Here is a 23,316-nt window from a genome sequence, read left to right on the forward strand (position 1 = left end):
CGACATGAACGAGTCCACCGCTTCCACCAGTGCAAGGCCCCCGTTTGTAGGGATGATTTGGGCGCAGTCTCGGGCCGGCATTATCGGCGACGGCGCGACTATGCCCTGGCATCTGCCTGAAGATCTCCAGCATTTCAAAACAACGACGATGGGCGCACCAGTCATCATGGGGCGCCGCACGTGGGACTCGCTGAATCCCAAGTTCCGTCCACTCCCGGGTCGTCGAAACATCGTCCTTTCACGCTCCGTGTCCGATTTCCCCGGCGGTGAATCCGCAGCCAGTCTCGAAGCGGCACTCGCAGCCGTCGCCGACGAGCCCGCAGCATGGATTATCGGGGGCGGACGTGTCTATCGCGATGCACTTTCGCTTGCCGACGAATGCGTGGTCACCGACATTGATACTGATGTCAATGTCCCGGTACCGGTCATGGCTCCCGACCTCTACGACTGGGTCCGCATTGAGGATGGCCCGTGGCAGACGTCAACGACCGGCCTACGCTACCGCTTCTGCACATGGCGGCGCATAGAGGATTAGCTTCCTTTAAAAGCCTCGGAAGGAAAGCCTCCGAAGAGCATCTGGGAAGGCTGCCTAGCAAGGCTCTGAGGTGGGGCTACTGCCCGGCGGACGTATTGCGCAATGGAATATCGGCCTTGGTCCGCGCGTTGGACTAAGTATGACTGATGTGAAGACTCCACAGACCACCGAACACGTGACCATTTACGCTGCGGCCTGGTGCCCTTTCTGCCAGAACCTCATTGCTGGCCTGAAGGAAAACGGCACTCCGTTTGAGGCTTGGGACGTCGAAAAGCACGACGACCTTTCGAAGTGGGTTGAGTCCGTCAATGACGGCAACCGCGTTGTGCCGACTGTGCTGTACTCCGATGGCGAGCACGCCACGAATCCGTCTGTGGAGGAAGTCACCGCTAAGTACGCTGAACTCTCCAGCAAGTAAGCGCAGCATAAGCGCATCGGTACGTTCTTATTGCACAACCAAAAAGCCGAGCCCCACTTTCGGGGCTCGGCTTGTTTTAATTACGAGTGCGGCCGGTCATGCTGCCAGTCGCGATACCAGCATTAATCCAAATCGTCGTGTGCCATCAGCTGACGAGCAGCCTCAGTAATCGAGCCAGACAGCGACGGGTAGACAGAGAAGGAGCTTGCCAGGTCATCGACGGTGAGCTGGTTGGAAACACACACAGCAATTGGCAGAATCAGCTCCGAGGCGGTCGGAGCGACCACCACACCACCGATAATCATGCCGGAATTCTTACGGCAGAACAGCTTGACGAAGCCGTGGCGCAGCGAGCGCATCTTCGCACGCGGGTTACCTGCCAGCGGGAAAACCTCAACACGAGCGGAGACCTCACCGGACTCAATCTGAGCCTGGGAGACACCAACAGTCGCAATCTCCGGGCGGGTGAACACTGCCGAGGAAACGGTGCGCAGGCGAATTGGCGAAACACCTTCACCGAGGGCGTGGTACATCGCAATACGACCCTGCATAGCTGCAACGGAAGCCAGCGGGAACAAGTCGGTGCAGTCACCGGCAGCGTAGATACCCGGCACGTTGGTGCGGGAAACACGGTCAACGTGAATGTGGCCAGACGGGGTCATTTTCACACCACTTGCGTCCAGACCCATATCCGCAGTGTTCGGAATCGATCCGACGGTCATCAACGCGTGGGAGCCGAAGACCTCACGGCCGTCGGAAGTGACGACGCGAACGCCGCCGTCCTCAGTGCGTTCGACAAGATCACAGCGGGCGTTCTTCACAACGTCCACACCGCGCTCCAGCAGGACCTCCTCCAGGGCATCTGCAGCGTCAGCATCCTCGTGCGGCAGGATACGGTCACGCGAAGCGACCATGGTGACCTTCACACCCAACTCGGTGAACGAGGATACGAACTCCGCACCGGTAACACCAGAACCGACCACAATGAGGTGCTCCGGCAGCTCCTCCAGTTCGTAAACCTGACGCCAGGTCAAAATACGGTCACCATCAGGAATCGCACCCGGCAGAATACGTGGGGACGCACCGGTGCAGACCAGCACCAGGTCGGCTTCAAGAGTGACCTCGCCGCCCTCGAGCAAGTCGACGGTGACGTAGTGAGTTACACGGCCCGGGTCGTGGTCATCGAGACGACCGCGGCCCTGCAGCATCTTGATGCCCTCGCGCTCCATCTGTGCGCGAACATCGTCAGACTGCTGCTGCGCCAGGCGCTTAACGCGCTCGTTGACCGCAGTGAAGTCGATTTTACGCTGGGAGAAGTCCGGGCGAAGACCCATCTCGTCCGCACGGCGCATATCGGTACGAACGCCCGTCGCCGCGATGAAAGCCTTAGAGGGAACGCAATCCCACAGGACGGACGAACCGCCCATACCGGCATCCTCAACCACAGTGACTTCAGCACCGTACTTGGCGCCAACCAGCGCTGCTTCGTAGCCGGCTGGGCCGCCGCCAATGATTACGATCCTCTGTGCCACAAATCCTCCAAAGTTGCCGTGGATATCACAATGTAACTACCGCGGGAGGCGTTTTCCCCGCTTTGCCCCAATAGTCTAACGGACAGTCATGGTTGACTGCGCGCCATCCTCATAGCGTGCGACGATGCCAGCGAAGAGTTTCACACCAACGCCCAGGCAACGCTCGTCCACGATTAGATCATCTCGGTGCAAATCGTGCTTGTCTCCACGACCGGACCAGCAGCCCAGACGAGCCATCGCACCCGGGACGTGCTCGAGATACCAACCGAAGTCCTCGCCGCCGGACGACTGTGGGGCCTGAATGACAGCATTCTCGTCCACTCGTCGCACCGCTTCCGCAATCAGGGCGGTGCAGTATTCGTCGTTAAGCACAGGCGGCACGCCACGCTCGTAGTTGATGGTGCAATCGGCGCCGGTCGGAGCGAGGACCTGTTCAATCAGTTCGCGCACAAGTGGATCGATGTCGCGCCAGGTCTTGATGTCCGCGGTGCGCAGGGTGCCACTGACGCTGCCTTCCGACGGAATCGCGTTGTGCGCGTACCCGGAGTGAACGGAGCCAAACGTCAGCACGGTGCCCGTACGAGGATCGACGCGTCGCGACAGCAAGCCTGGCAAATCTACAATCAATTTACCCAGCGCATAGACAACATCGGCCGTCATCTGCGGACGAGAGGTATGCCCGCCCGAACCATGCACCTGAATCTCCAGGGTGTCGGCTGCAGAGGTGATGGCACCTGTTCGAACGCCAACGTGACCGACACGTAACTTCGGCTCACAGTGGACAGCAAAAATACGTTCAACACCATTGAGCGCACCGGCAGCGATAACTTCGGGCGCACCGCCAACCATGACTTCCTCTGCCGGTTGGAAAATGAAACGCAGCGGAGTAGGCAACGTGTGCTTCTCGTGGTACTCAGCCATGGCCAATGCCGTCGCGAGCGTAATCGCGGTGTGAAAATCATGCCCGCAGGCATGCATGACGCCATCGTTGGTGCTGGCAAACTCCAGCCCCGTGGTCTCAGTTATTGGAAGCGCGTCTATGTCACCACGGAAAGCGAGACGCCCTGGGAGTTCACCTCCGGCGTCACTACCGGCGAGTTCGGCTTCACCAATGTCAACCATCAAGCCGGTGTTGGGAAACAGCACTGGTTTCAGCCCTGCAGCACGCAGCTTCTCCTCCACAAAAGCCGTGGTGGCGTGCTCCATGTGAGATAGCTCTGGGTGCGCATGAAGATGCCGCCGCCACTCGAGAATCTCGTTCGCATGCTCGGCCCACCAGTGCTTAATAAACTCCTCAATCACAACTCTCCAGTGTAAGCGCTCCATCGACAGGCCGTAACAAGAGGCCTACCGACGACTGGGCCAGCGATAGCAGTGGCCGGCAAGCGCTTGAATGTCAGCGCCAGACGTACACATGACCAGGAGTCACTTCTTTAACTTTGACCTCTTCAATTATCAGATGTTTCACATTTTGAGGAAGTCTGCGATGATAATAGGCATGTCCGGCAATGGCACACCTAAGTCTCTCAGCATCCCCATCATCATCGTGGCCACAGCACTCGTGGTCGTCATCGGCATCGCCATCGGCCTGTCGCTGAACAATAGTGATGAGCCCCAGCGTCCGGAGGTCCCCTCCTCCTCGCAGCCGACGTCGCCCAGTTCGACACCGCAGTCCTCGACGAGTTCGACTTCTACGAGCAAGACGACCACCACGACGACAACTACGTCGAAGACCTCCGAGACGTCGTCAAGCACGCCGAGCACTTCGACATCTTCCTCGTCGTCGACGCCGAGCACCACGTCTTCGTCATCCACGACGACGAGCTCCGAGCCGACATCAGCTCCGGAGGGACAGGACTTCGGCACTGGGCGCTCCGACCTGGACGGCCTGGGCTTCGTGGGCAGCTCCGCACGCTGCGACAGCGGCGACCGCGCTTTTGCTGTTGTCGCCGCTGAACAGGGAATTAAGGCTGCTGCTTGTGAGACACGCTCCGGCGAGAAGTACTACCGCTCGGATACACCACAGGGTTCCGGATCGATGGACATCATCGTCGATGAGGGCGACCGCGTTGTTGCACAAAACGGCTCGTACAAGTACCAGATGTCCCCCGACGGAGTTCTTGTGACCAAGGACAACGAGGTCGTCAAAAAGTACGCTGCAGAAGCCTGGGGCACTGCCTAAGAGATCAACTTAAAGATCAATGTTGCGGGGACCGTAGAGGCGGTCGCCCGCATCTCCCAGCCCCGGCACGATGTAGGCATCCTCGTTAAGATCCGGGTCCACCACAGTGGTGACAAGACGCACCGGGAAACCGGATTCCTTCAAGGCGTCGACACCCTGCTGTGCGGAAATGATGCACACGGCCGTGATGTTGTCCGCTCCGCGATCTGCCAACAGCTTCAGGGCATGCAGCAGTGAACCACCGGTTGCCAGCATTGGGTCGACCAGGAAGACAGTGCGCCCGGACAAATCCTCCGGCAGCGCCTCGAGGTACGGCACCGGCTCATGGGTTTCCTCATTACGAGCCAAGCCAATAAATCCCACCTGCGCATCCGGAATCATCGACAGCGACGGATCAATCATGCCAAGCCCCGCACGAATGACGGGAACAATAATCGGCGGATCCTGCAGACGGTAACCCGGCGCGGTGGTGATTGGGGTCTGAACATCGAAGTTATCGACGGGCAGCTCCCGGCTTGCCTCGTAAATCAGCATTGCGCCCAGATCGGCGAGTGCCGCACGGAAGCCCGCGTTATCAGTGCGCGCGTCGCGCAGAATGGTCAAACGTGACTGTGCCAAGGGATGGTTGACAACGGTAATCTCCATGCCTTCCAAAATACATTGCTTTGCTTTTGCCGCTCTGGTGCCGGCATCGCAAGTTTCTGAAAACACGTTCCGCAAAAAAAGATGGAACCGAATCGGCCTTTTTCGCGCCTAACAATACGAGGGCTTTTTACTGCGCCCCATTTGTGTAAGCCCGCTTACTACCAAATCCACTTGCCACTCAGTCGCCGTCCGAACCCCGCTAGCCGTTCTGCCACAGCACTGAGTGTTTAACCACACGCGAATTTCCTAGAGAGGCCGTAAATCTTGTCCCGTCCATCACCGCACAGTCCCCACAGCCAATCATTTCTCTCTCCGGCCACTAGCGGGAATGACTCAGTCTTTACGCTGGTGCCAGAGCTTATTTCTGCCAATGCCGCGCGCCTTGACGCATTGTCGCAGCAGGACAGCGGCACTGCCTTGGACATCAGCGCACTGCACTCGCTTGGCGACGTCCCGTTTGCCGGCCCCTTCTGTCACGCTGCAGCCACTGCTCTACAGCGCCAACATGAGCATGTGGCTGAGCTGAATGAGTACGGCACCAGCGCTGCTCGTGCACTGAACGCTCTTGTCTCTGCGGTGTCCACTGCTGAAGATGCAGGCGCACATGCGTTGCAGTCCATTTCACCGAAAATGGGAGCCGTTGCAGCTCGCGGGATTGGCGGTGCGTGATGCTTCCCACCAATCTACTTACGGAAGTCCCCAGCGCGATTGCACAACAGCTAAGTCCTGCCATCGCGCCCGCACTGGCAGGACTTGCTGGGGCCGCAATCCCCGCCGCGAGTACTGCCTGGCGCTCTGTGGCAGATTCCGTTGACCGCAACTGGAGCGATGGTGCTCGTTCCGGGGCAGGAGCCGCGGGAACAAGCCTCAAACAGGCTGCAAATGCGGCAGCCGACTTGGAAGCTCGCGCCGGAACCATTGACAGTGACATTGCCAAGGGCCTAGCCGCAGTAATGTCAGCGGCCACTGATTTGGCCCGGATTGCCATGGATTTTGTTACTTCCGCCATGGGCTCGCTGACTGCGACGGCTGCGGGGCCCGCAGGTCTCGCCGCAACCGGTGCCAGCCTAGTCTCAGCGGCCAGTTCCGCGATCTCACAGGCCATTGCGCGGCTCATGAAACTAGAACAAGAACTGCGGCCTCTGGTGCAGTCGCTGATACAGCAGGCAAGCACCGCGGTGGACACCCCTGCCCCACCCCGTCCGACGCAGTTGGAGGCCCCAGCAACCACTCAAGCCGCCTTCGCTTCTACGTCTACGAACACCCCAGGATTGGCCAGCGCTACCGACGCTGCAGATGGTTCGTGGGCGTCGTCCGATTCGGGCGGCGCGCCGGTGCCTGCGGATGCGGGGGCTGGCGCGCCGACACCAGAAGCCCAAGCTGCGGTGAAAGCTGCACTCAGTGCCGTGGGAACGCCCTATGGTTGGGGCGGAAATACTCCGGGGCAGGCGCTCGATTGTTCAGGCTTGACGCACTGGGCCTACGGGCAAGCTGGTGTTGATATTCCCCGCACGGCAGAAGCACAGGCCGTCGGCCGACAGGTGAGCCAGGATGAACTGCTGCCTGGCGATCTTGCAGTGTGGGACGGCCATGTCGCCATGGTTATCGGCGACGGAAAGATGGTCGAAGCGGGCGATCCGGTACAGGTAAACCCCGTGCGTACAACCAACATCGGCATGCCGTTTAAGGGGTTCTACCGCCCGACCGGATAGTGCGGTGGGTATCTGCGTCGTAAAACTTCTAAGATAGGACTACGCAAACTTGCCACCCGTGGGGGCGCTGCAGGTATGACAATTTTTGAGTTTTAACAATCACCGACAAGCAGAAGGGCTGCGACGAAAACTATGGCCAGGAAAGGCATCGTTCCTATCGAACTCGAGCTGACCTCGGGCACCTTTTACACGTTGTGGGCTCCAAGCTGGCGTGAAGGTGGCTCCGAGTGGCAGGCTCTGCTCGGCCGCGGCGATGACATCTATTTGTTCTCATCAGCGGCAAAGCTCCTGGCTTTCCTTCAGTCGGATGCTCCTCACGACTTCACGCAGCACCCCAGCTGGCGCAACTTCAACCAGCAGCTACCGGGAGCGGCCATCGCGGCGCCACGCCACCGCTATGACCTGATTGGGCTGCCAGAAATTTTGGCTGGCCGGGCCGACTACGACCATGTTTCGCGCGCAGACCGCATTCTTGCCATCACTCGCTCGATTGGTGCGATCGCGGATCTCAATCCGATCAACCAGATGTTCGCCTCTCACTCTGTCCTGGCTGCCACACAAAATGGTGCTGATCACTTCCAGGGCGGTGGCGCCGCTCAGTGGTCAGCTATCGGCAGTGTCATCTTGACCAACTGGGACAATTGCATTGACGCTATCGACGCCATCGGCGCAAATACTCCGAACATCGATGAAGAGTCTGAAACCACTGCTGCAGTCGCACTAAAGGAAGCAGAGGCCGCGGAGCGTGAGCGTCGTGAAGCAGCGGAGAAGAAGCGCGAAGAGGAAAAGAAGGCCGCAGAGGAGACCGCCGGCGATCCGTACGATCAGACGGTGTGGGCCAACGCTGGCATCGACCCGATCAAGATTTCCATCGCTGGCCGCACGCTCTACACCTTGCGTTGTTACATGGGGCGTCGCCCGCTATTCCTGGGCAGCGCCGGTGAGATTCACACGTTCTCGCAGCCACGCACGATGGTACGTTGGCTGCTGGAGAACAAGCATCACGACATGTCGGCGCTGACGACGTGGGATGAAATCATCACTGCAGCCAACGCAGGTGAGCTAGAGGCCGTGGTGCACGAGGACAATGAGTACTCGTTTACCGGTCTGGCCGAGGATATTGAAAAGGGCCCGAACGCCGTGGACACCGCCCAGCTCGCCCGCGCGTACGAGCTACTCGCAGATGCCGCTGACTGGGCTGGTGATGATGCCGTGAACGAGGTACTGGCGGGCAATCAGCAGCTGCAGTGGCTGCTGAACTTCCTGCTGGACACCGGAGAGCTGTCCGAGCCAGTTCCGCCTTACGACGATGAGGCCAAGGGCTGGAGGCAGCTGGAGAAGGACTTGGCCGCTCGGTTTACGACCAAGATCTAGCTCCCACCCAGCAAAGCTGGCCGGCGCTGGCTAGTCCAGCGTCAGGTTCAGCTCGTCTTCGGCACCGAAACCCGCACCGTTGACATCAGTTTCGATGTCCTCGTCGCTGTTGTCGATAAGCTGCAGGTAAGCGGGGTAAATAATGGTGTCCATGATGTGTTCGCGGGTCGGCAGATCCACGAATGCATTGTTTAGCGCATTCGAGGTCAGTTCGAACAGCTCGCTGTAGCCGTAGCCGAAGTTCTCCACCAGCTCCATGCACTCCCTGGTCATGGAAGTCGCACCAATCAGACGGTTATCCGTGTTGACGGTGCAGGCGAAACTCATATCGTCGAGAAGCGAGAACGGGTGATCCGCAACGCTGTCACAGACACCCGTCTGAACGTTGGAGGTCGGGCAGATTTCCAGCGGAATCTGGCGGTCACGAATAGCGGAGGCAACCTCCTGACATTCGATGCCCTCGAGGGAAGCACCGAAGTCCTCGTAGATGCGCACACCGTGCCCCAGGCGGCGAGCACCTTGCACGACAGCGTCCTGCAACGAATCCACACCGGCGTCTTCACCTGCGTGAATGGTGACCGGAATGAGGTTCTCCCGCAGCATAGTGAATGCTTCGGCGTGGTTAGCCGGCGGGAAGCCGTTTTCCGGTCCAGCGATGTCAAAACCGACAACGTACCCGTCGGAGTTCTTCCCGTAGTTGTCGATGACCAGCTGTGCAACTTCCTTGGAATTGTTATTCTGGCGCATCGCACAGACCAACAGACGTGCGGTGATGTGCTTTCCCTCAGCGGCGGCATGGGCTTCACCCTGCGCCAGGCCTTCGACCAGAGCGTCGATAACAGCCTGCATATCCAGGCCCTTTTCCAGATGGTTTTCCGGAGCGAGACGCAGCTCAGCGTAGACAACGTTGTCGGCAGCCAAATCCTCGACGGCCTCACGCGCCACGCGCGTCAGCGACTCAGCGGTCTGCATGACGGCGCAGGTGTGCGCGAAGGCAGTCAGGTAGCTCGGCAACGAGCCAGAGTTGCCGGTGTCAATGAACCACTTCTCCAGTTCATCCACGTCGGTGGTGGGCAGCTGATCGGTGTAACCGCAGTCCGCGGCCAGGTCGATAACGGTCTGCGGGCGCAGGCCGCCATCAAGGTGATCGTGAAGCAGTACCTTGGGCAGGCTGGCGACAACCTTGCGCATCTCATCGAGATTCGATGCCGAAGACTGTGTGTCCAGAGACTGAGCATCACTGTGCAAAGAATTAGTCATAATGGCCAGACTATCGGTACTGCGCCCTCCGCTTCTACTTCACTGCCGCGGAATCGTATTTCTGCTTTGCACAAAGGCTTTCCCTCCCCCGTTTTCCCCCATCCACACACGAGAAATACGTCATTCCGAGTGACGTTTTACTACCCTTATTTCATCATGTTTCCCTCTCGCCGCTACTCGTCTGCCGTTACGCTGCTAGCCACCAGCGCTTTGCTTCTGCCGAGCACTGCCCCCGCAGCCATGGCGCAGAGCACCTCGCTTACCGACGACACTCCGATTGTCGGCCCCGCACCTGACATCCGTGACACGGAGGGCTGCCCCTACAAGACCCTCCCACCAGCACCAGTGGACTCCTCGGAGGTTCCGGCTCCCGGCGAAACATCTCCCCCTCCACTTCCGGTTCCCCAAAAACCGACTGGAGGTAGCAAAATGTCCGCCTGCGGCATTGTCAGCGGTGAGGGGTTTGACGTCCCGAAAGACCTCTCCGCCTCTGCATGGACGGTGTTCGATTTGAAATCCGGCGATGTCCTTGCGGCGAAGGACCCGCACGGCCGCTACCGTCCGGCATCGATTATTAAGGTGTTGCTGGCGATGGAGGCGCTCGAGGATTTGAAACTCGACACCTCGGTTAAAGCGACATTCGAGGACGCGAACATGGAGGGCTCTCGTGTCGGCATCGTCGAGGACGTGAACTACTCGGTAGAAACGCTCCTGACTGGCCTGTTGCTCAACTCCGGCAACGACACCGGCCACGCGTTGGCCCGCGAACTTGGTGGCATGGATAAGACCACCGAAAAGGTCAACGCCCTGGCAAAGAAATTGGGGGCGACGGATACGCGAGTGGTCAACCCGACTGGTCTCGATGCCCCGGGCCAGATGACGTCGGCATACGACATGTCACTGTTCTTCCAGCACGCATTCAACAATGAGACCTATCGCAAACTCTCGGCCACCCGCCTGGCCACCATCCCCGGAGACAAAGCTCTCGAGGTCGATGACTTCGAAATCGCCAACGACAATCAGCTGATTGCCCAGGACTATCCCGGCGCGCTTGGAGGCAAAACCGGTTTTACCGACGATGCCCGTCACACCTTCGCTGGGGTGGCTGAGCGCGACGGCCGTCGTCTCGGCGTCATCATCCTCGACGCCACTGTGGAGGATTCACCGCGCCCCTGGGAGCAGGCAGCATCGCTTCTCGACGCCGGCTTCGCGGCCCCGCAGGACAGCTCTGTCGGTGTCCTCGAAGCGGAAGCGGCTGAGAATACGTTGGTAGAAAAATTGCCCGATATCCTGGACGACGAGTCAACAGGAACCGGGCTGAAAATTACTGTCAGCGCTGCCATCGTAGGTGTCATCGCATTGATTGCGATGGTCACCTACCGCTTCGGCAGACGCGATCGCGGCTAATTATTTCGAACCGAGCAGGCGGTTCAATCCGGACGGGTTGGCCGCTTCCGCACGGACGTTAATGACAGCAGGAGCAGGCGCATCCAGCTCCTCGTCGGCAAGCGCTTCTTCGGTCGTCGCGGTCCAGGCAGTGGCGTACATAGTGATGCGCCAGATGAGGTAGAAGACGACCATCAAACCGATGACCGGACCGAAAACTGCACCGGCCGGGTTCGACAGGGCGTTGGAGAAGAAAACGCTACCGAGCTGCTTGACAACCTCAAGGCCAATCGCACCGATAATCGCGCCCTTTGCCGCAGAGCGGAACGGGGCACCCCCGCGTGGCAGGAAAGCGAGCATCCAGAAGAACAGCAGCCAGTTGGCGACGAGACCAATGGCGATGGCAATCAATCCTGCGATTATTGTGATTCCCGGGACATGGGCCAGACCAATCTTGTCCAGCAGGGACTGTGTCAGTCCGGAAGAGCCGGCCGCGGTGACAGCGAAGGTCAGCAGGATCATAACCAGCATGCCCAGCAGACGCAGCAGGTCGCGAACCTTTCCCATCACGAAGTTGCTAGCGCCTAGCGGGCGCTTCCACAGCTGTGTCACTGCGTTGGAGAGGTTGCTCATCCAACTAAGACCCGACCACAGGGTGGCGATGAAACCGACGGTGAAAACGCCACCGGCCTGATCGATCGCACCTTCAATAATTGCGTTGATGGTGTCGCCCATCGACCCATCGATGGAGTCTGTGATAGCGGACTGAATTTGCTCGAGCAGTTGCTCATTACCACGCAACACAAGCGCGAGGATGGCAAATGCCGTCATGATAAGGGGGAAAATCGACAGCACGGAGAAGTACGTGACAGCGGCGGCAAAAAAGTTGCCACCCTGCTCAGAGTAGCGCTCCTGCATCCGCATAATGTGATCGAACCACGTCCACTTTTCGCGGAGGCGGTCGATTGCGCTCGGTTCATCGGCGTGTACACGCTCGATGCCATAGCGGTCCGTTCTCTTCGGATCTTTTTGAGTAGAGGTTGCCATGTCCTCTACCTTAACGTGCCAGCTTTCGGTACGGAGACTGAAGCGCAGAGTCTACAGCTGGATTAACGGTTGGCAGCCTTCAGGAACCCGACGCGCTCGTACACATCTGCAAGTGTCTTGGCGGCAACTTCACGGGCACGGTCAGCGCCTTCGGCCAGGATTCGTTCCAACTCACCGCGATCAGCCATGAGCTCCTCATAGCGAGCACGCAGTGGCGTGGTGAATGCTTCCAGCGCATCTGCGGTATCAGCCTTCAGCTGGCCGTAGCCTGCGCCTTCGTAGCCGGCAACGAGCTCGTCGACAGGCTTGTCGGTCAACGCCGACTGAATGACCAGCAGGTTGGATACGCCCGGCTTGTTCTCACGGTCGAAACGAATTTCGCCATCGTTGTCGGTAACGGCCGAGCGAATGCGCTTGGCAGAGACCTTTGGGTCGTCCAACAGATTAATAATGCCCTTCGGGTTTGCACCCGACTTGCTCATCTTCGAGGTCGGATCCTGCAAGTCATAAATCTTGGCGGAGCCTTCCATGATGTGCGGATCCGGCACAACGAACGTTTTCTTGTAGCGGGAGTTGAAGCGCTGCGCCAGGTTACGCGTCAGCTCGAGGTGCTGGCGTTGGTCCTCGCCCACCGGCACCAGCTGTGGGCGGTAGAGCAGAATGTCGGCGGCCATCAGCATCGGGTACGCAAACAAACCAGCGGAGGTGTGTTCCGCGCCCTGACGAGAGGACTTGTCCTTAAACTGCGTCATACGGCTGGCTTCACCAAAGCCAGTCAAGCAGGTCAGCACCCATCCGAGCTCCGCGTGCTCGGGCACATGCGACTGCACGAACAGCACCGACTTCTCCGGATCAATACCAAGTGCAATCAGCTGTGCGGCACCTGCGATAGTGCGCTGACGCAGCTCCTTCGGATTCTGCTCGACAGTGATGGCGTGCAGGTCTGGAATGAAGTAGTAAGCGTCGAAGTCATCCTGCAGATTAATCCAGTTCTTCAATGCTCCCAGGTAGTTGCCCAGGTGGTAGGAATCTGCGGTCGGCTGAATGCCGGACAGAACGCGCTGCTTACGAGCACTCGGTGCAGGATTAGTTGCTTCAGGACCCTTGCTTTCACTCATAGCCAATAAGTTTAGCGCGAGCTTCATAGTGGAGAGTCGGCGACGTACCCATTTCGACGACATCGCAGGCTTTACAGGAACGCCAATCCTTAATATCCGGTCTTTAAATCGACGTCGACTACCGGGAAAGCGACTACCAAAAACTAGTCCTGACGGCCCTTGTACCCTTGCTCCACAAGCATTCGATCGGATAGCAATTTGACGGTTCGCGCTGCAGCGGCTGGCGATTCCTCGGGGTACAGTGCGCGCACCAGCGTGACAGCCGGGCGGATGCCGTGTTCAGAGAGAACACGTCGAACACGCTCGCGCTCCCCCTGGGTCAACTCCAGTGGAGCTACGGGAGGCCTGCGGGTGTAGGACACGACCATGACGACTCCCAGCAGAACAATGAGTCCGAGGGAAATCCACAGTGGCCACGCGTAGGCAAAAGACAGCACAATAAACGCAACGATGACACCGGAAGTCACGACCACCGGGACATTGACAGCAGTACCAGGATCGTTCTGCAGGCTCCGTGCGATGGCTTCCAAATCGGCCATCTGGTGCCGCTTGTTATCTCTCTCGCCGTTTTTCACTGTGAATGTCCTCTCCTTTCCGGGTCCGCACCGAGCTCGCTTCAAGTCTCGCGCAAATTCGCGCTTGGGCTGTACAGCAGCTGAAGTCCCATCAGCCCTTCTTCAAATCTTAGGCGCTCGCGTCCAAAGTGCCGAACTAACCCACAGGTATTATTGGACTAATTCAATTCTCTTATCCGTCAGGAGTCCCATGCTCGCTGCCATTGCGGTTGCCGTCTTCATCCTGCTGATCCCAGGCACAGTTCTCGGTTGGGTCAGTGGGCTACGTCCCACGCTCGCGTTGGCATCTGCCGGCCCATTAACGATGGGTGTGATCGGTTTTTCCGCATGGTCGTCTCACGCACTTGGGCTGGATTACACCTGGCTCTTCGTGGCCGGCATGTGGGCATGGTTCTGTGCCATTGGCTATCTGGTGCGCAGATTCATCCCCCGGGCAACGCCCGAAGACGGCTTCGATTCCGGCGTTGTCACCGCGATGATTGTCGCCGGGGTCACGGTAGTCGGCTCGATGCGCGCCATGCTCGTGCTTAACGACGTCCCCGGTGGCCCCGGCGCTATCCGCGAGGCCTGGGATATGCTCTGGCATACCAACTTCCTCCGGTTCATTGACGAGCATGCAATAGCCTCGCCCACCGCGGCCGGTGACCTGATGAATCAGGAGACCGGAGCCGAAATGTTCTACCCCACCGGCTGGCATGCCGTGGCGGGGCTGCTGCCCGGCTCGGTTTTCCTCGATTCCAACGTGTTTGCGTTCTTGGCCCCGGCACTGCTTCTGCCCGCAGCAACTGCGGTGCTAGCCCGCACCGCAGTTGGCCCTAAGTGGGCGGCCTATGCCGGTCCCGCAGCTGCCGTCGCGACGCTGATGCTCCCGGAGATTTGGGTGGCTCTTTGGCGCACATCCTCCATGCCGTATCTGCTCGCGGTGGCCACTTTGCCGATCGCTGCGGCTTTGACCATGCGGGGCTATATTGTCCCCGCTACGCTTGCCCTGGTCGGCACGTTTATCACCCACCCGGCCGGCGCAATTGCTGCTGTGCTCTTTGTTGGCTTGTGGTTGATCACCCAACCGAGTGTCAGTGGCCTCGCTCGCACACTAATTATCGGAGCGCTCTCACTGGTGATGACTCTCCCGGCAGCATTGTCCGCTAGCGGGCAAGGTGAATCCGTTGCGGGCTTTACCGGCCAAATTGAGATTTCCCGCTCCGAATCACTGTGGCGGACTCTTATCGGGTTTTCCCGCTATGCTGACGAGCCCATCTTTTCCCAGACTGTTCTGGTTCTTGTGCTCATCGGCCTGGTGGTGGCGCTGGTCTCTCGCCTACCAGACAGCCCGTGGGCGCCGTGGCCGGCACTGGCTTTCGGGCTGCTCTTTGTGGTGTCCGATAGTGCGCAGTCCCGTTGGGATGAGCCGTTCGGCACCTATCTGAAGTTTATTGGCACTTTCTTCTACGACATGCCGTACCGTATGCAGGCGGTTATGGGAATTCTGCGCGCAGTGCTGGTCGGCTACGCAGTCGCGGCTGCCGTTGTCGCGATTGTGGCTGCGGCGCAGTGGATCGTCGCAAAGCGAAATCAGCCGGTCAAGTCGTGGAATCCTGCGCTGGCGATGGGGCTCGTAGCGGCACTGGCGATTGTGCCTGCGACCTGGGTGAGTGGGCCTGCTCAGCGCGAGGCAATTCGTGGAAGTTTCGGAAGCACGTTTGTGACCGCTGCGGACATGGAAGCTATTGATTGGCTGTCCGAGCAGCCGCATGCGTTTGAGGGGCATATCCTCAATGACCGTCGTGACGGTTCTGCGTGGATGTACGCCATCGCTGGGCTGCCGACGCTGTTCCGCCATTTCTCCTTCTCCGACAAAAATGCCGAGGCAAGCAAGAAGCTGCCGACAAACGTTGACTTGCTGGGCTCACATCCGGAATTCGATGCCATGGCGAAAAAACTGGGCGTGCATTACATCATTAGTTCCCCGCCAGGTGTGAACACGGATGGCACGGAGGCGCTGTCGATGCGTTCCTGGGCATGGCACGCGCCGGGGCTCACGCCCGTGTATCACGACGGTTCGGTGATGATTTTCGCGGTCAACAAGATGTTTTCACCTGAAGAGTTGCACGCTGTTGTCAACAGTTCCCCACACCGCCCGGCGCGCCCCAATCCACTGTGGATGCCTCCGCGCCAGCCGATCATCCCCTCCCCCGACGAGGCTGCCGATCCGCTCGCCGGCGCGCATATCACCGTCGACTCTCGCCGCGGGGCCATCGAGGCTATCAACGCTGACCTGCCTCGCGCACTGCGTTTGAGTGGGGATACTTCCGCTCACATCGACAGCATCGTGCAACGTGCCAACGAGAAGCTCCGTCAGCGCGGCGCAATCGTTGGCGCGCATTCGCTTGCCGACGGCACGGAGAGCGCAGCCACCGTAATTGTCGGTCGCTCATCAGAGGGCCAGACCCTTTCTGGGGATAACATCGGCGATCGTGGTTTTTCGGTATCCGCTGTGGTGGAGTCCCTCGAGCCAAAGGACGATGACCCTGCTGACTGGCAGCTGGCGGCAGGTGTGCGTGACGGAATGGTGTTCCGAGGTTTCAATCCGCACAGCAGTTACAGCACAAACGGGGTGCCAACAGAGTTTCGTACCGGTCTGGCGCCGGCAGTGGCGGTGAACCAGAGTTCGCGGTCGCATGCGCCGACGGTTGCGCTATCGCTGGGAGCGGTGGGCGCTGAAAAACTCACCCGCGATTTGGCCGACCCGGCTATGCAGGACAAATGGGCCGACGCCATCGTTGACGGCATTGCCTCCATGTTGCGGCAGAACCGACATCTCGTAACCGCTCCCGAGCCGGAGTTGATCCCAGAATTCGCTGGAGTCGGAGCATACTAGTCCGCGGCCTAGGCGCGTGCCGAGTCTAGGCGTACTCCACGATCACCGGCGCGTGGTCCGTCCAGCGAAGATCGTAGGCGGCAGGCTTGTCCACCACCGAGCTGACGGCACGCTTGAGCATTGGTTCGGTTGCCGCCTGGTAGTCGATGCGCCAGCCGGCATCTGTATCGAACGCCTTACCGCGGTAGGTCCACCAGGACCAAGGGCCGTCGGCCTCTGGGTGAAGACGGCGGGTGACATCAAACCACACCGGATCTGCATTGGGCGCCGGGGCCTCCCACACGGAACCATCGGAGAAGGCACCGGATTCCAGCTCCTTGTCGCTGGCCTGAACCTGCGAATCCTGGGGAACCTCATCGGGCCAGCAGCCGAAGACCGAGTCCATCCAGGCGCGCTCCTGTGGCAGGAAGCCGCTCTTGCGGCGGTTGGTCTTCCAGTTCTTCAAATCCTGTTCGCGGTGACAGATGTTCCAGTCGCCGCCGATAACTGCGTGGTGACCGTCGCGCCCCTTGGCACCCAGTTCCGCCAGGTAATCAGAGAAGGCATCGAGGAAGCGGTACTTCTCATCCTGCTTCTCACTAAGCGCGGCACCGGACGGCAGGTAGAGGCTGGCAATCTGGACATCCGCATCCAGGCCGGTATCCGCTGCCGGGGCAACCCCACTGATAAACCGACCGGATTCTTCGAACTCCTCCGAGCCGATGCCCACCTGGACGTCGTTAAGCGGAAAGCGCGAGAGAATGCCCACCCCGGCGCGCCCCTTGGCACCCAGGTTTTCAGCGCCGACCCAATGCCATCCGGCATCGAAAGCGGGCGCGAGGGCCTTGCGTGCCTGGTCGTCGGTGGCGCGGACTTCCTGCAGCAAAACGACATCGGAACTGGTGTGCTTCAGCCACTCCAACAGTCCGAGGTTGGTTTCGCTGCGCTCTTTGACGGCGGCGCGGATGCCGTTGACATTGATTGTCGCGATTGTAAGGCTCATGCCCTCATACGTTACCTATGCGTGCGCTACGCCTTGTAGACCTCTAGCGCAGTTCGATGCGCTCGGACTTCTTCGCCTGTGAGCGGCGGTACAGAACAATGGTCGGCAGAGCGATGAAGATAGCCAGCATCGCCAACGTTGCGCCGCCCAAAGCCGGTGCGCGGTAGCCATAACCGGAAGCGATGACCCAACCACCGAGCGCGGCTCCGAATGCGTTGGCCATGTTCAATGCGGCCTGGTTGAGAGCTGCCGCCAGCGTCTGTGCGCGACCTGCGACATCCATCAGACGGGTCTGCAGATTCGGTACCAATACCGATCCCAGCAGACCGATAAGGAGGAAGTTGATCGTGCCCAGCACAGCATTCTGCGAGGTGAAGTAGAAAGCACTGAGCATGATTACCATCAGCACCAGCGCAACCATGATGCCCCACTCCCCGATGCGGTCGGAGAGCCATCCGCCAATGTAGGTACCGACTACCATGCCGATGCCGTAGGCCATCAGCACAATCCAGATGTGGTTTTCGCTCATGCCCGCTTCGCGAGTCATGGTCCAAGTGATATAGGTGTAGACCGCGAACATTCCGCCGAAACCAACGGTGCCGATTGCGACGGTCAGCAGCACCTGCGGTGTCACCAGGGCGGAGAGCTCATCCATCGGACGCGTCTTCGGCATACGGTTCATATGCGGCACAGCGAACCACAGCGAAACAAGTGCAATCAGGCCGATGACCGCTACAAACGCGAAGGCACTGCGCCAACCGTACATCTGCCCCAGCACCTGCGCGGCCGGCACACCTATCACAGTCGCCACCGACAGCCCCACGCCCGACAGGGCCACCATCTTTCCACGCTGCCCTGGCTTAGCCAGGGAGGCCGCCACCAGAGCAGCCACCGAGAAATACGCACCGTGCGGCAAACCGGCAATGAAGCGGGAGACCATGACAGCTTCGAAAGACCCCAGTGTGCCTGCCCATACCGTGGCACCATTGCCGATGGTAAATGCCGCCATCAGCAGCAGTAGCATGCGCCTGCGCGGAATCGAACCGGTCAGCACGGTAATCAGCGGTGCGCCCACGACAACACCGAGGGCGTACATCGAAATCATGCGCCCCGCGGCATCCTCATCGCGTCCGAAGGCGTCAGCGATGTAAGGCAGCAGGCCCATGGCCACAAACTCAGTAACGCCGATGCCGAATGCACCGACCGACAGAGCCACAATCACCAAGATTCGGCGTAGATCAGAGATGTCGTCCTGCACCGGAACAGGACGGCGATGCGAGCTAAACGCTCCCACACGACGTGCACGCGGTTTGTGGTCGTCGTTGTGGGTTGTTACTTCGCTTGACGACGTCATTGCGACCGTCTCCTTTTCTCTTCTTACGCCAGTTGGTGGGCTCTCAGTTCCCCTCGATTTTCGACCCAAGACGGGCTCGCAAAACCGCGAGGGGAGCCGAAAGGGAAAAATGAGACTCTACTCCGCAACACAAAAATTTCGCTATTCAATCCGTCTGTTCCCCGGGTATTTGTGCGCGGAATAACATCTACAGCCATTGGCGGTAGTCACTCACTCACGTTCTTCTAATACATTGTGCAATCGGCATTGTTTGCCGAGGGCTACCAATGCCCTCCGAGCGCCACGGACTTCCTACCATCGAGCGCTCCGGGTCTTCGATGCTGCCGTACTAGCTACCGGGTAAATTGTTTGAAAAGATATTTCGAACTGCAATACCGATAGGATCTTGAGCCGCTATGGGCGACCGCTATAACCTCTACGAGTCTCTGAAGCTGGATAGCGCAGCCAGCACCGAAGAGCTCCATGCAAACCTTTCTAGTCAGCTCTCTGAACTGCGGGATGCTGGTGTCTCGGAGTACTCCGGCGAGTTCCAGGAGAAGCTCACTGCGCTGCAAGTGCTAGGCGATGAGGGACGTCGTCGCGAATACGACGCTTTGCTGGCCGATGAGAACGCCACCATCACCGTCGCGACGCTGCGCGGGCTGGCAAATCGCCCGGTACCCACTGCGCAGGAATCCTCGTTCCAGACACAAGCCCAGCAAGCCCAGCAAGCCCAGTCGCAGCCGTCATCGGCACAGCAGAATCAACAAGCACAGTGGTCCGCCCCAACTCAAAACGGACCTGCGACGGTAACCACCACGGTGACCACGGATGTACCGCCACTGCCGGCAAACGCCACACTGCAGAACATGTGGCAGCGCATGCCGCTCATTCCCCGAATTACTACCGGCCTGGTCGGTTTTTCAACCTTGATTGGCATCATCACAGTTCTGTACGCAATCAAGCTCAGCATCCAGGGCGCCAACAATCTCGGCAGCCTAGAGTCATCGTTGGGTGATTCTTGGGAGGGTATTGGCTACATGATGGGCGCTGCAGCCGCCCTCGTTCTCGTTCCAATCCTTTTACTGCTGGGAATGATGCTTGTCACCTTGACCGCATACTGGATTCACTCCATTCTCCGCGGCGAAGACTCAACGGCACCAATCTTTTTCTGCGTCACCGTGGCACCACTGGCGTTGACTATGACCATCATCCCCCTCCTGTTCTTGAGCTCCTGGGTGGATGTAGTCCTCTTCCTCGCAGGTGCCATGCTGATCGCCGCTTGCGTTCTTATGTTCCTCAAGGACATGCGCGCATGGTTCCGCGGCCAGAAACTGGTCAGGACTACCCAGTCAGCTCCGGGGCAGGTATATGCGCCGCAGCACCCCCAGTCTCAGAACATTCAGGGCTACCAGTTCGGCCAGAACAATCCTCCGAACAATACGCAGAACTAACTAAGCTGTCCTGAACCACCGCGCCGGCGTGCACGACACCCCAGCGCGGTTTTTCGTATTTGAGGGGCCTGAGCGCGGGGACCGTCGTAAAGCGAAAAATGGAATGAAAAGCGGTGAATAAGCGACAAATAAAAACGCATTTCGTGACTTACCTCACATAATTGCGTTATTCATATCACTATCACTGTTTTTGCGCTATGCCCCGACACAACCCAAGATTCAAAACTGGGTTATCGTGGAACAAAACAGATAGGAGACATGAATTATGGCGACAATTATTTGGACCCGTACTGACGAAGCCCCTCTGCTGGCGAGCTACTCGCTGAAGCCAATCGTGGAGGCATTTGCAAGCCAGGCTGGTGTCAATGTTGAAACCCGCGACATCTCCCTCGCAGGCCGCATTCTGGCTCAGTTCCCGGAGCGCCTTTCGGACGAGCAGAAGGTAGAAGATGCGCTGGCAGCCCTGGGCAAGCTGGTCAAGGAGCCGGACGCCAACATCATCAAGCTGCCGAATATCTCTGCATCCGTCCCGCAGATTAAGCGCGCTGTCGCAGAGCTGCAGGAAAAGGGCTACGACATTCCGAAGTACAAGTCGCAGCCGGAAGGCGACGAGGAGACCGCCGACCGCGCAAAGTTCGACAAGGTCAAGGGCTCTGCCGTTAACCCGGTACTGCGCGAGGGTAACTCCGACCGCCGCGCTCCGGAGCCGGTGAAGAACTACGCCCGCAAGCACCCGCACCGCATGGGTGCTTGGTCCGCAGACTCCAAGACCAACGTCGCCACCATGGCCTCCAACGACTTCCGCCACAATGAGAAGTCCATTGTCATGCCGGAAGACGACAAGCTGACTTACCAGCTCGAGTCCAACGACGGCCAGATCATCACCCTGAAGAAGGACATGCCGGTCCTCAAGGGCGAGATTATTGACGGCACGGGCATGAACGTCCACATCCTGGACAACTTCCTCCGCGCTCAGATCCGTCGCGCAAAGCGCGAGAACATCCTGTTCTCCGTCCACCTGAAGGCCACCATGATGAAGGTCTCCGACCCGCTGATTTTCGGCGAGGTCCTCAAGGCCTTCCTGCCATCTGTTTTCCCGAAGTTCGAGTCCAAGCTGGCTGCTGCCAACCTGACTCCGGACTATGGCCTCGCCGCTATCCTCGACGGCCTGCACAAGCTTGACGACGCAACCGCTGCAGCCGTCAAGTCCGCGATTGAAAAGGACCTGAAGGAGGGCCCGGCCCTCTACATGGTGAACTCCGACAAGGGCATCACCAACCTCCACGTTCCGTCCGACGTCATCGTTGACGCCTCCATGCCTGCACTAATCCGCAACGGCGGCAAGGGCTGGGGCCCGAGCGGCGAAGAGAGCGACACTCTCGCTGTTATCCCGGACTCTTCCTACGCCGGCGTCTACCAGGCGGTCATCGATGATTGCCGCGCCAATGGCGCTTTCGACCCGGCAACCATGGGATCTGTCCCGAACGTCGGCCTGATGGCTCAGAAGGCTGAGGAGTACGGCTCCCACGACAAGACTTTCCAGGTTCCGGTTGACGGTGTCCTGCAGGTCATCAACTCCGCTGGCGAGGTTCTGATTGAGCACCACGTCGCCGAGGGTGACATCTGGCGCTCCTGCCAGACCAAGGACGCCCCAATCCGCGACTGGGTGAAGCTAGCCGTTAACCGCGCTCGTATCACTGGTGACCCTGCAGTGTTCTGGCTGGACCCGCAGCGTGCGCACGACAACAACCTGATCAGCAAGGTCAACGAGTACCTGGCAGATCACGACACCGAGGGTCTGGATATCCGCATCATGGATCCGGTGTCCGCCACCAAGTTCTCCCTCGAGCGCATCCGCCGCGGCGAGAACACCATTTCCGTAACCGGTAACGTTCTGCGTGACTACCTCACCGACCTGTTCCCAATTATGGAGCTGGGCACCTCCGCTAAGATGCTGTCGGTCGTGCCGCTGATGGCCGGCGGCGGTCTGTTCGAAACCGGTGCAGGCGGTTCCGCCCCGAAGCACGTCCAGCAGGTTCAGGAAGAAAACCACCTGCGCTGGGATTCCCTGGGTGAGTTCCTGGCACTGGCCGAGTCCCTGCGCTATGCCGCTGAGGATGACGACGACTCACGTCCGCGCGTCCTGGCCGAGGCCCTGGACAAGGCAACCGCTACCCTGCTCGACGAGGGCAAGTCGCCCTCCCGCAAGGCTGGCGAGATCGACAACCGCGGCTCCCACTTCTACCTGGCTCTCTACTGGGCACAGGAGCTGGCCAAGCAGGACGAGAACTCCGAGCTGAAGGAAGCTTTCGCACCGGTTGCTAAGGCCCTCACGGAGAAGGAAGAGTCCATCACCAAGACCCTGATTGATGCTCAGGGTTCCCCAGCTGATCTGGGTGGCTACTTCCTGCTGGACGATGAGAAGACCTCCGCAGTTATGCGTCCGTCCGCTGAGTTCAACGAGATTATCGACGGTTTGAAGAAGTAGGACTAACTGCTTGCCCCTGGGTGGTCTGGCTGGTCTGGTTGGCCGAGGCTGACCTAGACTGCCCGCCGATTTCAGGCGATAGCCCCTCGCTCATGTTGCATTTGATGCACATGATGCGTGGGGCTTTTTCTGTGCCCTGACCTCCATAACGGCCTTGACAACTTCGAGCGCCCTTCGGCGGTCTCCGGTACTTTTCGCCCATATCCAGCCCCCAGCTTGGCTCAACCCGACACTCGACACCGCAGCGCCCAATGCCCAGGCTCCCCCCCACAACTAATCACACCCCACGACTAATCAAACCAATCCATACTAAGCGGGCTATCGCACTCTCGACACAGATGCACACACCCTCTTACCTTGGGTTTTTCCAAAACTTTGCAATAGACAGCTTGGTTCA

The 23,316-nt window shown here is 59.2% G+C and carries 19 protein-coding genes; 10 read left to right on the forward strand and 9 right to left on the reverse strand.

What is annotated here, in order from left to right:
- Positions 1-4 precede the first annotated feature (4 nt).
- Both HMPREF2651_RS04290 and HMPREF2651_RS04295 read left to right on the forward strand, forming a co-directional pair.
- Positions 5-535, forward strand: a complete 531-nt coding sequence (locus HMPREF2651_RS04290; protein WP_038627807.1) for a dihydrofolate reductase — start codon at positions 5-7, stop codon at positions 533-535.
- Between the two features lie 139 nt (positions 536-674).
- Positions 675-953, forward strand: a complete 279-nt coding sequence (locus HMPREF2651_RS04295; protein WP_038627805.1) for a mycoredoxin — start codon at positions 675-677, stop codon at positions 951-953.
- A gap of 122 nt (positions 954-1,075) precedes the next feature.
- Here the strand turns inward: HMPREF2651_RS04295 and HMPREF2651_RS04300 are convergent, their stop codons facing one another.
- Both HMPREF2651_RS04300 and HMPREF2651_RS04305 read right to left on the reverse strand, forming a co-directional pair.
- Positions 1,076-2,485 (reverse strand): NAD(P)H-quinone dehydrogenase, encoded by a 1,410-nt coding sequence (locus tag HMPREF2651_RS04300; RefSeq protein WP_038627803.1) that lies wholly within the window; start codon positions 2,483-2,485, stop codon positions 1,076-1,078.
- Positions 2,486-2,560: 75 nt separating this feature from the next.
- Positions 2,561-3,787, reverse strand: coding sequence for a M20 family metallopeptidase (locus HMPREF2651_RS04305; RefSeq protein WP_049182306.1), 1,227 nt, complete (start codon positions 3,785-3,787; stop codon positions 2,561-2,563).
- A 196-nt stretch (positions 3,788-3,983) separates the two neighbouring features.
- Between HMPREF2651_RS04305 and HMPREF2651_RS10895 the strand changes: the two genes are divergently transcribed.
- Positions 3,984-4,667: a hypothetical protein gene (locus HMPREF2651_RS10895; RefSeq protein WP_141746481.1), complete on the forward strand. Its 684-nt coding sequence runs from the start codon at positions 3,984-3,986 to the stop codon at positions 4,665-4,667.
- A 9-nt stretch (positions 4,668-4,676) separates the two neighbouring features.
- On the opposite strand, the gene upp is transcribed toward HMPREF2651_RS10895, so the two are convergent.
- Positions 4,677-5,312 (reverse strand): uracil phosphoribosyltransferase, encoded by a 636-nt coding sequence (upp, locus tag HMPREF2651_RS04320; protein ID WP_049171962.1) that lies wholly within the window; start codon positions 5,310-5,312, stop codon positions 4,677-4,679.
- Positions 5,313-5,660: 348 nt separating this feature from the next.
- Between upp and HMPREF2651_RS04325 the strand changes: the two genes are divergently transcribed.
- From HMPREF2651_RS04325 to HMPREF2651_RS04335, 3 genes are all read left to right on the forward strand, one after another.
- Positions 5,661-5,981: a hypothetical protein gene (locus tag HMPREF2651_RS04325; RefSeq protein WP_038627794.1), complete on the forward strand. Its 321-nt coding sequence runs from the start codon at positions 5,661-5,663 to the stop codon at positions 5,979-5,981.
- On the forward strand, positions 5,981-7,024 hold the full coding sequence (locus tag HMPREF2651_RS04330) for a C40 family peptidase (RefSeq protein ID WP_049182309.1): 1,044 nt from the start codon (positions 5,981-5,983) through the stop codon (positions 7,022-7,024). Before HMPREF2651_RS04325 ends, HMPREF2651_RS04330 begins: the two co-directional genes overlap by 1 nt.
- Positions 7,025-7,156: 132 nt before the next feature.
- Positions 7,157-8,398 carry a hypothetical protein gene (locus HMPREF2651_RS04335; RefSeq protein WP_038627792.1) on the forward strand — a complete coding sequence of 414 codons (1,242 nt, stop codon included), beginning with the start codon at positions 7,157-7,159 and terminating at the stop codon, positions 8,396-8,398.
- A gap of 30 nt (positions 8,399-8,428) precedes the next feature.
- Here the strand turns inward: HMPREF2651_RS04335 and HMPREF2651_RS04340 are convergent, their stop codons facing one another.
- Positions 8,429-9,658, reverse strand: a complete 1,230-nt coding sequence (locus HMPREF2651_RS04340) for an adenosine deaminase (protein ID WP_038627790.1) — start codon at positions 9,656-9,658, stop codon at positions 8,429-8,431.
- 156 nt (positions 9,659-9,814) lie between these two features.
- On the opposite strand from HMPREF2651_RS04340, the gene HMPREF2651_RS04345 reads away from it, so the two are divergent.
- The gene (locus HMPREF2651_RS04345; protein WP_065423015.1) at positions 9,815-11,065 is read left to right on the forward strand and encodes a D-alanyl-D-alanine carboxypeptidase family protein; all 1,251 of its coding nucleotides are present in this window, start codon (positions 9,815-9,817) and stop codon (positions 11,063-11,065) included.
- On the opposite strand, the gene HMPREF2651_RS04350 is transcribed toward HMPREF2651_RS04345, so the two are convergent.
- The 3 genes from HMPREF2651_RS04350 to HMPREF2651_RS04360 all read right to left on the reverse strand — a co-directional run bounded on the left by HMPREF2651_RS04350 (position 11,066) and on the right by HMPREF2651_RS04360 (position 13,784).
- A complete protein-coding gene (locus HMPREF2651_RS04350) occupies positions 11,066-12,091 on the reverse strand; it encodes a YhjD/YihY/BrkB family envelope integrity protein (protein ID WP_049182310.1) in 1,026 nt (341 codons plus the stop codon).
- Positions 12,092-12,153: 62 nt separating this feature from the next.
- Positions 12,154-13,209 (reverse strand): tryptophan--tRNA ligase, encoded by a 1,056-nt coding sequence (trpS, locus tag HMPREF2651_RS04355; RefSeq protein ID WP_049171954.1) that lies wholly within the window; start codon positions 13,207-13,209, stop codon positions 12,154-12,156.
- A 143-nt stretch (positions 13,210-13,352) separates the two neighbouring features.
- The gene (locus HMPREF2651_RS04360; protein ID WP_070560858.1) at positions 13,353-13,784 is read right to left on the reverse strand and encodes a hypothetical protein; all 432 of its coding nucleotides are present in this window, start codon (positions 13,782-13,784) and stop codon (positions 13,353-13,355) included.
- Positions 13,785-13,974: 190 nt separating this feature from the next.
- On the opposite strand from HMPREF2651_RS04360, the gene HMPREF2651_RS04365 reads away from it, so the two are divergent.
- Positions 13,975-16,662 carry a DUF6541 family protein gene (locus HMPREF2651_RS04365; protein WP_070585985.1) on the forward strand — a complete coding sequence of 896 codons (2,688 nt, stop codon included), beginning with the start codon at positions 13,975-13,977 and terminating at the stop codon, positions 16,660-16,662.
- A gap of 25 nt (positions 16,663-16,687) precedes the next feature.
- Here the strand turns inward: HMPREF2651_RS04365 and HMPREF2651_RS04370 are convergent, their stop codons facing one another.
- Both HMPREF2651_RS04370 and HMPREF2651_RS04375 read right to left on the reverse strand, forming a co-directional pair.
- Positions 16,688-17,644, reverse strand: a complete 957-nt coding sequence (locus tag HMPREF2651_RS04370; protein ID WP_038627780.1) for an exodeoxyribonuclease III — start codon at positions 17,642-17,644, stop codon at positions 16,688-16,690.
- 43 nt (positions 17,645-17,687) lie between these two features.
- Entirely contained in the window at positions 17,688-18,998 is a 1,311-nt protein-coding gene (locus tag HMPREF2651_RS04375; RefSeq protein ID WP_038627777.1) for an MFS transporter, read from the reverse strand.
- 395 nt (positions 18,999-19,393) lie between these two features.
- On the opposite strand from HMPREF2651_RS04375, the gene HMPREF2651_RS04380 reads away from it, so the two are divergent.
- Positions 19,394-20,431: a hypothetical protein gene (locus tag HMPREF2651_RS04380; RefSeq protein WP_049182312.1), complete on the forward strand. Its 1,038-nt coding sequence runs from the start codon at positions 19,394-19,396 to the stop codon at positions 20,429-20,431.
- A gap of 265 nt (positions 20,432-20,696) precedes the next feature.
- Positions 20,697-22,919, forward strand: coding sequence for an NADP-dependent isocitrate dehydrogenase (locus tag HMPREF2651_RS04385; protein ID WP_049182313.1), 2,223 nt, complete (start codon positions 20,697-20,699; stop codon positions 22,917-22,919).
- Positions 22,920-23,316: the final 397 nt, after the last annotated feature.

Source organism: Corynebacterium sp. HMSC063A05, assembly GCF_001809695.1.
GTDB lineage: Bacteria > Actinomycetota > Actinomycetes > Mycobacteriales > Mycobacteriaceae > Corynebacterium > Corynebacterium amycolatum.

Bases quoted from the DNA above. Each gene is read 5' to 3' on its own strand.
- HMPREF2651_RS10895 (WP_141746481.1), top strand. From the start codon at position 3,984: ATGTCCGGCAATGGCACACCTAAGTCTCTCAGCATCCCCATCATCATC.
- HMPREF2651_RS04335 (WP_038627792.1), top strand. From the start codon at position 7,157: ATGGCCAGGAAAGGCATCGTTCCTATCGAACTCGAGCTGACCTCGGGC.
- HMPREF2651_RS04385 (WP_049182313.1), top strand. From the start codon at position 20,697: ATGGCGACAATTATTTGGACCCGTACTGACGAAGCCCCTCTGCTGGCG.
- HMPREF2651_RS04345 (WP_065423015.1), top strand. From the start codon at position 9,815: ATGTTTCCCTCTCGCCGCTACTCGTCTGCCGTTACGCTGCTAGCCACC.
- HMPREF2651_RS04330 (WP_049182309.1), top strand. From the start codon at position 5,981: ATGCTTCCCACCAATCTACTTACGGAAGTCCCCAGCGCGATTGCACAA.
- HMPREF2651_RS04290 (WP_038627807.1), top strand. From the start codon at position 5: ATGAACGAGTCCACCGCTTCCACCAGTGCAAGGCCCCCGTTTGTAGGG.
- HMPREF2651_RS04370 (WP_038627780.1), bottom strand. From the start codon at position 17,644: ATGAGCCTTACAATCGCGACAATCAATGTCAACGGCATCCGCGCCGCC.
- HMPREF2651_RS04380 (WP_049182312.1), top strand. From the start codon at position 19,394: ATGGGCGACCGCTATAACCTCTACGAGTCTCTGAAGCTGGATAGCGCA.
- HMPREF2651_RS04340 (WP_038627790.1), bottom strand. From the start codon at position 9,658: ATGACTAATTCTTTGCACAGTGATGCTCAGTCTCTGGACACACAGTCT.
- HMPREF2651_RS04350 (WP_049182310.1), bottom strand. From the start codon at position 12,091: ATGGCAACCTCTACTCAAAAAGATCCGAAGAGAACGGACCGCTATGGC.
- HMPREF2651_RS04295 (WP_038627805.1), top strand. From the start codon at position 675: ATGACTGATGTGAAGACTCCACAGACCACCGAACACGTGACCATTTAC.
- trpS (WP_049171954.1), bottom strand. From the start codon at position 13,209: ATGAGTGAAAGCAAGGGTCCTGAAGCAACTAATCCTGCACCGAGTGCT.
- HMPREF2651_RS04375 (WP_038627777.1), bottom strand. From the start codon at position 18,998: ATGACGTCGTCAAGCGAAGTAACAACCCACAACGACGACCACAAACCG.
- HMPREF2651_RS04365 (WP_070585985.1), top strand. From the start codon at position 13,975: ATGCTCGCTGCCATTGCGGTTGCCGTCTTCATCCTGCTGATCCCAGGC.
- upp (WP_049171962.1), bottom strand. From the start codon at position 5,312: ATGGAGATTACCGTTGTCAACCATCCCTTGGCACAGTCACGTTTGACC.